This is a genomic window from Anabaena sp. TISTR 8404, assembly GCF_056847745.1.
On record NZ_CP180578.1, the window covers coordinates 1,463,855 to 1,476,932 of the forward strand.

The following is a 13,078-nucleotide window of genomic DNA, read 5'->3' on the forward strand; positions in this document are numbered from 1 at the left end:
CCTTGCTCTTTAAACCCTTTTCTCGTTCAGAAGTTTTAATTGTGTCTCGTTTGGTTGAGTTGTATCCCAAGTATGAACGTAGGGTTGTTCCGATTCGCTAAAGGGTTCAGCTTGTTTGAGTTGTGATGCTAATAAATCTACCGTAGCATCAGCAATATCACCAGTACGGTTGACAAGACGTTCTTGAATAACTTCTACGGGTGCTGTGCATTGGATAATCTGGAGCGGAAGCTGATACTTCTCGGCTTGGGCGATCGCTTCTTGTCGTTGTTGTTGTCGGTCATACTTAGCATCTAAAATTACTGTGAAACCTTGATTAGCTAGTATAGTTCCCAAGTTCAACAACCGGGCATAAGTTTTCTGAGTCATTTCCGGTGTATACAAATCATCACCACCGCGTTCGGACAACGGAATTCCCCCCAAATGCTTGCGCACTGCATCTGAGCGAATATGAATGGCATTAAATTGTCGAGCTAAATATTTTGCTGTTGTACTCTTCCCAGAACCTGACAACCCCGACATTAAAATCAGCCGTCCTTGTTTGGGTTGAGTATATTCCCAAGCTAGTTTGTAATATTTGGCTGCGGTTTTTGCCGCCTCTTCTTTAACTTCTACTGGTACACCAGGATCATCTAATAAAAATGAAGTTACTTTTGCCCGGACATAAGACTGTCGATTCAAATATATGGGCAGTACCTCTAAGCCTTCCCAGTCCCCTGTCTGCTCTAGATAAGTATTTAAATAAGCATTACTTAAGTCTGGACGCTCTTGTGCTTCTAAATCCATTACTGCATAAGCAATATCGAACATCACATCGACAAAGCGAAACGGTTCGTTAAACTCTATGCAATCAAATAGTAGAATTTTGTCTTGCCATAGACAAATGTTGCGCAGGTGTAAGTCTCCGTGACATTCCCGAATACGATGATTTTGAATTCTTTTTTGAAATAATTCTGGCTTTTCAGCAAAAAACTTATCTGTATAAGCTTTGGTTTCGTCAAACTGCTGCTGTGTTTGGGGGCCACCAATATATTTCTCAGTTTGCTCGTAATTTTCATCAAATGCAGCCCGCACTTGCGATACTTCGCCAAAACTTTGAATGTAATCATTTGTCTCGGTTTTGGCATGGTATTGAGCTACAACCCGCCCCAATTCTTCTAAATGAGCCTCATTTAACTTGCCTTGGGCAAACAAGTTGCTCAATAAAGTGTCTTGGGGAAACTCCCGCATTTTAATTACATACTCTACAGGTTCGACCGTTCCGCCTAGCTGATATTTTTCGCCTTCCAGCGTCACAGGTAACACTTCCAAATACAGTTCAGCCGCTCCTCGCTGATTTAGCCGCAACTCTTCCTGACAAAAATGCTGACGCTTTTCTAAGGTAGAAAAATCTAAAAACCCGAAGTTGATTGGTTTTTTCACCTTATAGGCGTAATCTCCCGTAAGTAGCACATAAGAAATGTGGGTTTGGCTGAGTCTAATAGGTTCTGTTACAGGATGGGGATAAAATTCGGGCTGTAACATCTGCTGAATTAAAGCTGGAAGAGTTACGTCTGTCATAATTGCCAGTATGAGTTTTTAAACCGCAGATTATTATCTCAAATCATCAGGGTTTATTGACTACTGGATATGAATGAGTGGTATTGCTGATTGGGGACTAGAAATGAGTGTGTTTCATTAATAACTAGTTCCCACTCTCCAACTTTTGTAGCTTAATAAAAAACCAGGGTTTTACCCCTGGCTGATTCAGCAATTATTTCAAACTTGGAGTATTTATAAAAACAGACTATATATCTGTTTTAGCCTTTAGCAGAGGCATAAAAACTCAAGTGGTAAGGTGTACCTTTGGCTGGGTGAACTTGCACTTCCTTGAGGACTGTTTTACCAGTCCATTGAAGATCAGGAATGTTGAGTTCAATTTCTGTCTTATTAACGGCAGCTTTTTTGAGCAGACGCTCAACAACTTTGGCATCAACTACCAAAGAAATAGATTCGGCTCCATTATGTCCGTACAAGTTGGCGGGGATTAAGCCAGAACGACGCAATGCATTTGGTTTACTACCTTCTGGGCGCTTTTGAGATTCAACTGTTAGAGTCATGTTTATTTGTCCTTTGTCAATGGTCAATGGTCAATGGTCAATGGTCAATGGTCATATTTTTTACTATGGACTATTGACTTTGGGACTATTGACTAAATATTAAGCACTCAGCAAGGAGGCAGGTGTGCCGTCAGCGTGCAGTAATGCACGTTTGGGGCCGTGAATGGGGTCTTCTACAATTATGGTTTGATCGCGGCTTGCGCCTAAAGAGACGATCGCGATCGGGACTTCCATCAATTCTGCTAAGAATTTGAGGTAGTCTAGTGCTTGCTGTGGCAAGTCTTCTAGGGTGCGGCAGTCGCTTGTGGACTTCTGCCAGCCTGGTAAGGTTTTGTAGATGGGGCGACAACGGGCAAACTGACGGGCGCTGGTTGGGAAGTGTTCGCAACGTTCGCCATCTATTTCATAAGCAACACAAACTTGAATTTCCTCTAACTCGTCGAGGACATCAAGTTTAGTAATTGCCATACAATCCATACCGTTGATGCGGACGGCATAGCGACCGATAACAGCATCAAACCAGCCGCAACGCCGCTTACGTCCGGTGGTTGTGCCGAATTCCGCACCGCGATCGCACAGATGTTCTCCCAACTCTCCATCTAATTCTGTGGGAAAAGGCCCTTCTCCCACACGGGTTGTGTAGGCTTTGGATACCCCAATTACCCGGTCTATCATTGTCGGACCTAACCCTGTACCGACGCAAGCTCCACCCGCTACAGGGTTAGAGGAGGTAACATAAGGATAAGTCCCATGATCTAAGTCAAGGAGTGTGCCTTGCGCTCCTTCAAATAAGATGTTGCGTCGCCGTAGAATGGCATCGTATATTTTCAACGATGTATCAATCACGTAAGGACGCAAGCGATCGGCATACCCCAAATATTCATCAATGACTTTTTGGGGATCTAGGGGCGGCAGGTTGTAAAGTTTTTCTAAAATGACGTTTTTATAATTGATTGTCCACTCTAACTGGTCGCGCAGACCTTCTGAGTCCATCAAATCTAAAACTCTGATGCCTGTACGCTCTGATTTATCAGCGTAGGTAGGGCCAATTCCTCGGCCTGTTGTGCCGATTTTATGGGTTCCCCGTCGCTCTTCTGATGCCTTGTCAATCAACCGATGGTAAGGCATCGTGACGTGGGCTGTCTCAGATATCAACAGTTTGGCAGTGGAAATGTTAAGTTTTTCTAGTTGGTCGAGTTCTGCAATCAAGACCTGTGGATCAATGACTGTGCCACAGCCAATGATGCACTCGGTATCTGGATACAAAATACCAGAGGGAATCAGGTGGAGTTTAAAAGTTTGATCCTGGACTACAATCGTATGTCCAGCATTGACACCCCCTTGGTAACGTACCACTACATCTGCGGAGCGGCTGAGTAAGTCGGTTATTTTACCTTTCCCTTCGTCGCCCCACTGAGCACCTATGACAATAACGTTAGCCAAGCGTTTATATTAAGAGGTAAAGTTTCCACAAACCGCTATTATATACATATACTGCAAATTATGTCAAGAATTTTCTGAAAATTAAATTTTTTTCTCCAAAGTCAAAGACATTTTTGAGGCGAAGTCATAGGGATAAATTTTCAATTTAGTAAATAGAAAGATACTGAGTACTGTAAGCTTTTTGTATATTTTTTGTGATTGCGTACTCTACACCGATGGCGAAACCCGCAGATGTCAGCACCAAAAAATTAATTAGTCTTGCACCCAGTAACTGGGTAAGATGGGTAACACAGATTCCTGACATTGTTGCAGGAGAAATTCTCAACACAGAATTTCAGTGGATTAGTCGAGAAAGTGACGTTTTAATCAACGTCGAAAGCCAACAATACGGGAAATTTCTTGTTGTTAACGAATTACAACTGCGTTATAAAACCCAAATGCCAAGGCGAATGCGTGCTTATGCTGCATTGGCAGAAGAAAAATATCAATTACCTACATATCCTGTATTAATCAATATTCTGCCTACGAGTGATGTAGAAATACCCACAAGTTTCATATCAAACATTGCCGGATTACGGGCAGTACAAGATTATCGGGTAATTAATCTGTGGGAGGTGGATGTCAAAATTCCATTTCAAGAACCTCTACCATCTCTACTACCGTTTGTACCGATTCTCAAAGGCGGCAATTCTGAACCAATAATTCGAGAAGCATTGCAAATGCTACGTGCTGATAAACAACTCAATCAACTAGAAACAGTCTTAGCTTTTTTTGCTACGTTTGTACTAGAAAGCGCTTTAGTTCAAGAAATTATGAGGTGGGATATGGCTGTGTTAAGAGAATCACCTTGGTATCAAGAAATTTTACGTGAAGGAGAAGCACGAGGAGAAGCGCGGGGAGAAGCACGGGGAGAAGCACGGGGAGAAGCACGGGGACTACGACAAGGATTGTTGTCAGGTATTGAGTTGGCTTTGGAGATTAAATTTGGTAGTCCTGGTTTAGAATTAATGCCTTTTATTGATCAAATCACTGATTTGTCGCAATTAAAGAAAATTCAACAAGCTATCAAAACTGTCAATTCTTTTGAAGAATTAAGACAACAGTTGTAGATAAGCTTTTTGACAACTAACTTTGCACTGAGATTCGCTGTTGGTCATTTTTTATTTAATACGGCGTTTTGATTATATTAAAAACTCTTGATCTCAACTTCAAGGCGATCGCTGCTTTGGCTAACCGTAACTTTCCCAACTTTTCTGACAGCGAATATTTTTTCTTTCTATATTTTTGTTAAGATAATTGAAATTTTATCCAAAATAATATTATGGCTTTACACGCTGAATTGCATCGACATCTGGGCGGTTCGGTCGTACCGCGTGTTTTATGGCGATATTTTGAACGACATTCTACGGAATTAATTGCTGGCTTTCCTAATTACGAAGAATTTGAAGATTTTTATACCAGACCCCGCAACACTTTAGATGAGTATTTGGAATTGCATACCTTAGTTGAAAGTGTGCAAACTGTAGAGACTTTGCCTTACTTTATCTATCGCTTGGTGCGTGGTGCTTATATATTTGAAAATTTGGCTTATCTCGAACTGCGCTATACACCTTATCTACGGACACCAGAACATCTGAGTCAGTCGCAAAGAATTGACAAAATGGCAGAAATTGTGGACGTAGTTGGCAAAGCCAGTCACATCCAAGAATGCCCTATTGTGACTAGCCAAATTTTGTGTATGCACTCGCGCCTTCCATTCGAGGTAAATAAGGCAATTATTGATTTGGCGGTGCAGAACAGACAGTATGTGTGTGGGATAGATGTAGCGGGGGGTGATAGCTACTACGCCGATCGCCTGCAAGAATGGATTAGTCTGTATGATTATGCGCGATCGCAAGGCATTAATACTACTGGACACCTTTATGAAACCACCGCTGGTTGTTACCCAGAACTTTTACCTTATCTCCAGCGCATTGGACACGGTATCCAAATTCCTTTGTTATATCCAGAATTACTTCCAGATATAGCCAGACGCGGGCAGTGTTTGGAAGTTTGCCCGACAACATATATCAAAACAGGCACTTTACAAGATATTCGCCAACTCAAATTAGTTTTTGACCGTTGTTTTGATGCTGGGGTAGATATTGCTATTTGTACTGACAATGCTGGTTTGCATAATGTCCGTTTGCCATTTGAATATGAAAATCTCTTGACTTACGACATTATTAGCTTTGCACAGCTACAAGCTTGTCAGGATGCTGCTTTTCGCCATGCCTTTGCTTGGCCTTATAGCCATCGTCCCGCATCACTGTTAAACGGGTTACTACAACCAGAAACTCCTAAAGTGATGGCGATGAAAGATTAATAGAGGAGGGAGTAGGGACTAGGGGCTAGAGACTAGTTTTAGGCTTAATATTTATTCCCTACTTCCTACTCCCCACTCCCTACTCCCTAGAAGTTAGCGTTACGCAGCGACACCCTCGGTAGCACCACCAGCTGTTTTCCAGGCGATTAAACCACCCTTGAGTTCACCAACTTCAGTAAATCCAGCACTGCGCAATACTTGTGCTGCTTGGGCTGCTTGTTGGTCATTATCGCCATAGATATAGATATGACGTTCTTTGTGTAGTGCAGATTTGGCGCGGCTTTCCAGGTCATCTACAGGAATTTGGATTGCCCCAGATATATGACCGTGGTTATAACTGTGGCGATCGCGCACATCAATAATTGTAAAAGCTGGTTGACCCCATTCCAAACGAGACTTCAAATCGTGAGCATCGGCGGCTAAATTATTACTCATAAGCATTTCTCGCTTACAACCTCACAAGCAATCTATCAAAAATCGACTTTCAATTGAGGTTTCTTTACAATTAATAAAAAATTGCGTTTAGGCATAGAGAAAAATACTTATCCTATTCAATGGTTGCTGGCTGGCCTAAACTGTAATTTATGGCATCTACTATTCAAGCTTTACCAACAGAAGTCGTATATCTCATTACAGCTGGTGAGGTAATCGACTCTTTGGCATCTGTAGTTAGGGAATTGGTAGAAAATTCTCTCGATGCAGGTGCAACCAGAATTGTGGTTTATTTATGGCCGCAACAGTGGCGCATTCGCGTTGCCGACAATGGTTGTGGGATGAACCTAGAGGATTTGCAACAAGCCGCCACAGCCCATAGCACTAGTAAAATTCGCTCTAGTGATGATTTATGGAAAATTAACAGTTTGGGATTTCGTGGTGAAGCTTTACACAGTTTGACGACTTTGGCAGACTTGGAAATTTTGAGTCGTCCGGCTGATAGCAATTTGGGCTGGCGGGTTGTTTATGGTGATGATGGCAAAGCACAAGAAATCGAAGCAACAGCGATCGCACCTGGTACAGTAGTCACAGTCTCCAATCTTTTTGGAAATTGCCCATCTCGCCGCCAAGGTTTACCCAGTGCGACACAGCAAATGAAAGCTGTACAAGTCGCAATTCATCAAATTGCCCTTTGTCATCCGCAAGTAACATGGCAACTTTGGCAAAATGACCGCGTATGGTTCACCATTTCCCCCGCCACCACCACAGGACAACTACTGCCGCAAATCTTACCGCAAGTCCGGCAAGGTGATTTGCAAGAACTCAAACTCGAAATTCCCCATCCCCAAAACTCAGCACCCAGCACTCAAAACTCAGCACTCAGCACTCAAAACTCAGCACTCTCTTTAGTAGTAGGACTACCAGACCGTTGTCATCGTCATCGTCCAGACTGGGTACGGATAGCTATTAATGGCAGGATGGTGAAATCGCCAGAACTGGAGCAAACAATTTTATCAGCGTTTCATAGAACATTACCACGCGATCGCTATCCGATTTGTTTATTACATCTAGAAATTTCTCCTGACCAAATCAACTGGAATCGCAATCCCGCAAAAACCGAAATATATCTCAATGAACTAAACTATTGGCAAGAGCAAATCACTCAAGCCATTGACCAAGCACTTCGTATTGATTCTGGTACTTTGAAAGAAGCTGTCCATACAACCAGAGTTAGTAAATTACTCAAAGCCGCCGAAGAAAAAGGTGGTTATCATATCAACCCCAAACCCGAAAATACTCAGCACTCAGAACTCAGCACTCAGCACTCTTTAAAAGCTGTCGCCCAAGTTAGCAACACTTATATTGTTGCCGAACATCCTGGTGGAATGTGGCTAGTAGAACAGCATATTGCCCACGAGCGAGTTTTATACGAACAAATATGTGACAATTGGCAACTCGTTCCTGTGGAACCGTCAATTATTCTTTATCAATTGTCACCAGCGCAAGTTTCGCAACTGCAACGCATTGGTTTAGAGATAGAAACCTTTGGCGAACAACTTTGGGCAGTCCGTAATATACCTGCCCTTTTACAACAGCGTGAAGACTGTGCTGAAGCAATTTTAGAACTCAGTTGGGGAGGCGACTTACAAACTGCTCAAGTTGCTGTCGCTTGCCGCAGTGCTATTCGTAACGGCACACCACTGAACCTGCAAGAAATGCAAACACTTTTAGACCAATGGCAACGCACTCGTAACCCCCGTACTTGTCCCCACGGCAGACCTATCTATTTATCGCTAGAAGAGTCAGCCTTAGCCCGATTTTTCCGCAGGCATTGGGTAATTGGTAAAAGTCACGGAATATGAATGAAAGTCAATGGTCAAGGGTCAATAGTCAAAAGAAACAATGTTTTACTTCTGAATTCTGATAATAATTTTGTTTTGAAAATTACTGCGGCAGATACATTAACATAACCTAGAAGCAGACAGTAATTACCAATCCAAAATCCCCAATCTAAAATCGAAAATTGCTTGACTTAAGATTTTTTTTGCAGACGAATCAATGTATTATAAATCTGCCTTTTCAAGTTACTGTCATTTTGAATTTCCATAGTAATTTTATTGAAACGTTCAATACTTAAACCATTTTCTTCTACTATTTTTTGAGAGCGATTACAGTAGTTAACAGCAATATCTCTGGCTTTGCGTGGTAGACTGTTCATGCTTTGAGGGTCGTTACAAACAATCTGCGGAATGTCGCCGCCACCAATGATTTTTTTGATTTCACTGAATGCTTGTTGACGCGATGGCTCCATTGCTAAGACAGCTTGGGCATAGCTCACAACTTCATTATTGTTCACTGCTGGAGTTTGAGCATCAGCTTTGGCTGTAAACGTTAAAGTGCTGGCGAACAAACTAGCAGTAGCCATAACTCCGAAAAAGAAATTTCTAGGTAATAAATTGTCCAAAGTATTTCGGAAAAATAAATTAGTGATTTTCTTCATAATGTCTGTGACACAGGACTTAATCTTAGGGTTGCTTTATTGATTGTGAATTATTTTTGGAGTGAGAAGTTCCAAAGAAATTTCAGTGTACCGAAAATTTATATGTAATTTCAGTTGCCTTTACATATTTGACAAAGTTCAATTACTTTTGTTTGGAGTGTGGATATTTCCGCAGATCCCTGCTTAAGGCTGACTTCTAACTCTAACAACAACGGTAAACACGAAATTAGTTGCTGCACAGACAGATATTTGACTTCTTGTTGTAAAAAGTAGATACGTTTAGGGTTGCTAACGTCAGCAGCTTGAGCGATCGCTTGTGGATTTCGCTCACCACTATCTGTTACAATTTTTACCCATAGCCAAGTGCGAAATTGTCCAATTAACGTTGCCACGATTCTCAGTCCCGGTTCGGCTGCATTCAGCAATTCAGTTAAGACAGTTAACGCTTTGCCTGTATCACCTGTTCTAATTGCTGCTGCTAATTGTAAACTATTTTGCGTACTATTTCTGACTAATTTACTAACAGTATCGACATCTAAAGGCTTTTTACTATCTAGATGATACAGCCGCAATTTCTCTAGTTCATTGTAAAGTAACCGTGTATCATTACCAACAGCTTCGGCTAACAATTCAGCAGTTTTAGGCGTGAGTTGGACTCCTAAAGTTTGAGCCGCTTGCTGAACAGCTTGGATAATTAATTCGGTTTTCCACGGGGGAATAAGGGCAAATTCTCGAAACTCCGTGGCGAATTGCTTCAGTAACTTTGTAGCTTTTAGGCGTTCATCTGGTTTATTGCGGCTGGTAAGCAATAAAAACGAATTTTCGGGGATAACTGGTAAAGTGCGCGTTAATTCCGCCAAAACATTCTCAGGACATTGTTGACAGAGGTTGGTGTTTATCAACCAAACCAAACGTCCACCAGCACCAAAAGCAGGAGTCATCGCTTGATTTAAAGCTGTGATCGCCGCATCAGATTGATCAGGGGCAAAATAAGAATAGTTAAAATCTGTCCACAGGGGATCTAAAATGCGATCTCGCAACGAAGTAACCGCTTTTTCCATAGCAAAGTCATCTTCACCCCAGTAAACAAAGATTGGCATATATCAACCTCATAGCATCTCAGAGACTATAAGCAGTGAAGTATTCACACTTCAGACTTCACACTTCATACTTTTCACCACTCCCCTTTCCAAATGCTAATTACTTTTTAAGTCAACTCAGTCACAACAGGATAATTTTCCCTAAAATCTATCAAGTAGGAACGCGAGGCTATTCAAGATTGGACGACAACTATCAAACTTACCTAAACCGGGTAGCAAGAATGATGCTACCAGAAGCATACAAAACCCAAGCCCAGCATATCCAGGAGTCTTCTAAATTCCAGCCCAATTCTGGAACTAGACAAGCAGCACCTTTTCCTGGGTATACACTAATTACACCCACCGCCGACGACGAAGCACCAGAAAATTCTGCTTTTTATGACAAATTAGCAACTTACCAACAGCAACTTTTGCAGTTGCCCATAAATCATGATTTGATTGTCCCTGTACCACCTGCCAGCTTTCATTTAACTTTGGCAGACTTGATTTGGGATCATGCTTATCTTGATGCTTGTGAAAAAAATCCCAAATTTGAACAAGAATTACGCTCTTGTTGTGCGGAAATTTTTCAACAATATCAACAATCCATAACACCAAAAGCTAACCCAATTTATTGGCAAATGCTGGGATTGATTGTTATGCCAAGGGCTTTAGGCGTTTGTTTAGTGCCTAAAGATGAAAGTTGCTACGAACAGATTATTCAATTTCGCCGCACAATTTATCAAAATCCCAAACTAATCGCTTTGGGTATTGAACAGCACTATCACTTAATAGCCCATGTTACATTAAGCTATTTCGGTGAAATTTCGCCTGATTTAGACCGCAATAAACTCGGTGATCTGCTTTCGGAATTAAATCAGCAGTGGCTAGAAGATTCTCCAGAATTTCTCGTTAACCGTGTTGAATTACGAAAATTTGATGATATGACGCGCTATTATCGTGAACCAGACTGGCCGAGTTTAGATTTTTAAGGTTGAGTGAGAAGGAGATAGGGAGACTAAGCTTGATTTTCCTTATCTCCACATTCATATCAGCAAACCTGTTTTAAAAATAGGTATAAAAGTAAATTTTGGCGTTGCAGAATCCAAGAATAAATTTATCTCGCGCAAAGACGCAAAGACGCAAAGGATGTATCTTGAGTTTTAGTCAAAAATCTTAATTCATCGCGCAAAAATGCAGCACCGCAATTTTCTATCAATCTTTGCGCCTTTGCGCCTTTGCGTGAAACATAAAATTTTTATATTCCGTTTCAATCCCTGATAGGGATTATTTGAAATTTCAACTCAATGCGGCCACCTAAAGTAAGCAGGGTAGACACGCTGTTTCAATCCCTGATAGGGATTATTTGAAATTTCAACAGCTATTTTTACAAGCGCTAAAATTTCGCCATCTGTTTCAATCCCTGATAGGGATTATTTGAAATTTCAACCTGTGATTTTCTCCCATTTGGTAACGCCATATAGTTGTTTCAATCCCTGATAGGGATTATTTGAAATTTCAACTTCGCTGGACTCCTAATGATGGAAGCACGATTGTACACGTTTCAATCCCTGATAGGGATTATTTGAAATTTCAACACACAAACTACGTCTAAGGAGGGAGGCAAAATCTGTTTCAATCCCTGATAGGGATTATTTGAAATTTCAACTTCGTCTCAAATTAAAGCATCATTCTGTTTTTAAAAACTGCTGTTTCAATCCCTGATAGGGATTATTTGAAATTTCAACTGGGGCGGCTATTCTCAAAACGGTAAGAAAAACGTGTTTCAATCCCTGATAGGGATTATTTGAAATTTCAACCGGATGCAGCACAAGCGATATCTTTCGCCTCAAAGTTTCAATCCCTGATAGGGATTATTTGAAATTTCAACGCAACCATGAAGGGTGGTTGACAAAACCAGCTAGTTTCAATCCCTGATAGGGATTATTTGAAATTTCAACTCCACCGTTTAGCCAGTGTGTGCAATTTGTTGAGCGATCGCTGTTTCAATCCCTGATAGGGATTATTTGAAATTTCAACAGAAGATTCCGGGCAATTGACTATCTTCTTTGAGTTTCAATCCCTGATAGGGATTATTTGAAATTTCAACAAGACAAGAGAGTGGAGGTATACGCCCGCTCTATGTTTCAATCCCTGATAGGGATTATTTGAAATTTCAACGCTGAAGTCAACAGAGGGAGCGCCTTGGTAGCTGAGGTTTCAATCCCTGATAGGGATTATTTGAAATTTCAACTTTGATGTGTTGGTCGGAGTTAAGAAAGCAGCAGTTTCAATCCCTGATAGGGATTATTTGAAATTTCAACTGGCGGGCGAGAGTTGCAGCAGCCTTGTCTTCCTGTTTCAATCCCTGATAGGGATTATTTGAAATTTCAACCTAACCAATGTAGGATGTCCCTAGCTGTGCGTTGGATGAGTTTCAATCCCTGATAGGGATTATTTGAAATTTCAACACCTGCTAACACTTGTTCTTGAAAAGCATTAGCTGTTTCAATCCCTGATAGGGATTATTTGAAATTTCAACAACATGACGCAGGTTAACACGTTTCTCTATGGCTCGTTTCAATCCCTGATAGGGATTATTTGAAATTTCAACGAAAATCAAAGCGGGTATCAAATGCTTTGGAGGCGTTTCAATCCCTGATAGGGATTATTTGAAATTTCAACTATGCTGCCCATTGTAGAAGGATCGCAACTAGTAGTTTCAATCCCTGATAGGGATTATTTGAAATTTCAACTGGTAATGCTCTCAAAAAATCAGGGCAAGTTTTAGAGTTTCAATCCCTGATAGGGATTATTTGAAATTTCAACCCAAAAGGGCTTGCTAGTACAGCAAGCAACACTGCAACGTTTCAATCCCTGATAGGGATTATTTGAAATTTCAACGCAAGCTTAATAATGCTTTACTAACAACGGGAAAGTTTCAATCCCTGATAGGGATTATTTGAAATTTCAACTGCCTTCTCGATATCACTGTTGTCGATTCCCAAGTTTCAATCCCTGATAGGGATTATTTGAAATTTCAACATAAAGCACAAGTTTTTTAGATTAGCTCTGCTAAGTTTCAATCCCTGATAGGGATTATTTGAAATTTCAACTTGGTATAATTTTTAAAATCTTTTCGCTTAAGTATGTTTGA

General features: G+C 41.0%; 10 protein-coding genes and 1 CRISPR repeat array (1 of these 11 only partly in view). Of the genes, 4 read left to right on the top strand and 6 right to left on the bottom strand.

Annotated elements, in window-relative coordinates; genetic code table 11:
* Positions 1 to 9: 9 nt before the first annotated feature.
* The 3 genes from ACMX3D_RS06250 to ACMX3D_RS06260 form a co-directional block, all read right to left on the bottom strand.
* Complete coding sequence (locus ACMX3D_RS06250; RefSeq protein WP_482750582.1) at positions 10 to 1,560, bottom strand: bifunctional aminoglycoside phosphotransferase/ATP-binding protein; 1,551 nt, start codon at positions 1,558 to 1,560, stop codon at positions 10 to 12.
* A 239-nt stretch (positions 1,561 to 1,799) separates the two neighbouring features.
* Positions 1,800 to 2,099 (bottom strand): 50S ribosomal protein L25, encoded by a 300-nt coding sequence (gene rplY / locus ACMX3D_RS06255; protein ID WP_482750583.1) that lies wholly within the window; start codon positions 2,097 to 2,099, stop codon positions 1,800 to 1,802.
* A 99-nt stretch (positions 2,100 to 2,198) separates the two neighbouring features.
* Positions 2,199 to 3,542, bottom strand: a complete 1,344-nt coding sequence (locus ACMX3D_RS06260; protein ID WP_482750584.1) for an adenylosuccinate synthase — start codon at positions 3,540 to 3,542, stop codon at positions 2,199 to 2,201.
* A 215-nt stretch (positions 3,543 to 3,757) separates the two neighbouring features.
* On the opposite strand from ACMX3D_RS06260, the gene ACMX3D_RS06265 reads away from it, so the two are divergent.
* Together ACMX3D_RS06265 and ACMX3D_RS06270 are read left to right on the top strand one after the other, a co-directional pair.
* Positions 3,758 to 4,651 carry an Rpn family recombination-promoting nuclease/putative transposase gene (locus ACMX3D_RS06265; protein WP_482750585.1) on the top strand — a complete coding sequence of 298 codons (894 nt, stop codon included), beginning with the start codon at positions 3,758 to 3,760 and terminating at the stop codon, positions 4,649 to 4,651.
* A gap of 212 nt (positions 4,652 to 4,863) precedes the next feature.
* Positions 4,864 to 5,907, top strand: coding sequence for an adenosine deaminase (locus ACMX3D_RS06270; RefSeq protein WP_482750586.1), 1,044 nt, complete (start codon positions 4,864 to 4,866; stop codon positions 5,905 to 5,907).
* A gap of 99 nt (positions 5,908 to 6,006) precedes the next feature.
* Here ACMX3D_RS06270 and ACMX3D_RS06275 read toward each other — a convergent pair whose 3' ends face one another.
* The gene (locus tag ACMX3D_RS06275) at positions 6,007 to 6,342 is read right to left on the bottom strand and encodes a rhodanese-like domain-containing protein (protein ID WP_482750587.1); all 336 of its coding nucleotides are present in this window, start codon (positions 6,340 to 6,342) and stop codon (positions 6,007 to 6,009) included.
* Positions 6,343 to 6,491: 149 nt separating this feature from the next.
* Here ACMX3D_RS06275 and mutL point away from each other — a divergent pair, with 149 nt between their 5' ends.
* Positions 6,492 to 8,204: a DNA mismatch repair endonuclease MutL gene (gene mutL / locus ACMX3D_RS06280; RefSeq protein ID WP_482750588.1), complete on the top strand. Its 1,713-nt coding sequence runs from the start codon at positions 6,492 to 6,494 to the stop codon at positions 8,202 to 8,204.
* Positions 8,205 to 8,374: 170 nt separating this feature from the next.
* On the opposite strand, the gene ACMX3D_RS06285 is transcribed toward mutL, so the two are convergent.
* A complete protein-coding gene (locus ACMX3D_RS06285) occupies positions 8,375 to 8,842 on the bottom strand; it encodes a DUF4168 domain-containing protein (protein WP_482750589.1) in 468 nt (155 codons plus the stop codon).
* Between the two features lie 110 nt (positions 8,843 to 8,952).
* On the bottom strand, positions 8,953 to 9,942 hold the full coding sequence (gene holA, locus ACMX3D_RS06290; RefSeq protein WP_482750590.1) for a DNA polymerase III subunit delta: 990 nt from the start codon (positions 9,940 to 9,942) through the stop codon (positions 8,953 to 8,955).
* Between the two features lie 179 nt (positions 9,943 to 10,121).
* On the opposite strand from holA, the gene ACMX3D_RS06295 reads away from it, so the two are divergent.
* On the top strand, positions 10,122 to 10,913 hold the full coding sequence (locus ACMX3D_RS06295; protein WP_482750591.1) for a DUF1868 domain-containing protein: 792 nt from the start codon (positions 10,122 to 10,124) through the stop codon (positions 10,911 to 10,913).
* A gap of 275 nt (positions 10,914 to 11,188) precedes the next feature.
* Positions 11,189 to 13,078: a CRISPR direct-repeat array (repeat unit 37 nt; unit sequence GTTTCAATCCCTGATAGGGATTATTTGAAATTTCAAC) (it continues 116 nt past the right edge of the window).

Bases quoted from the DNA above. Each gene is read 5' to 3' on its own strand.
- ACMX3D_RS06250 (WP_482750582.1), bottom strand. From the start codon at position 1,560: ATGACAGACGTAACTCTTCCAGCTTTAATTCAGCAGATGTTACAGCCC.
- rplY (WP_482750583.1), bottom strand. From the start codon at position 2,099: ATGACTCTAACAGTTGAATCTCAAAAGCGCCCAGAAGGTAGTAAACCA.
- ACMX3D_RS06265 (WP_482750585.1), top strand. From the start codon at position 3,758: ATGGCGAAACCCGCAGATGTCAGCACCAAAAAATTAATTAGTCTTGCA.
- ACMX3D_RS06270 (WP_482750586.1), top strand. From the start codon at position 4,864: ATGGCTTTACACGCTGAATTGCATCGACATCTGGGCGGTTCGGTCGTA.
- ACMX3D_RS06275 (WP_482750587.1), bottom strand. From the start codon at position 6,342: ATGAGTAATAATTTAGCCGCCGATGCTCACGATTTGAAGTCTCGTTTG.
- mutL (WP_482750588.1), top strand. From the start codon at position 6,492: ATGGCATCTACTATTCAAGCTTTACCAACAGAAGTCGTATATCTCATT.
- ACMX3D_RS06285 (WP_482750589.1), bottom strand. From the start codon at position 8,842: ATGAAGAAAATCACTAATTTATTTTTCCGAAATACTTTGGACAATTTA.
- holA (WP_482750590.1), bottom strand. From the start codon at position 9,942: ATGCCAATCTTTGTTTACTGGGGTGAAGATGACTTTGCTATGGAAAAA.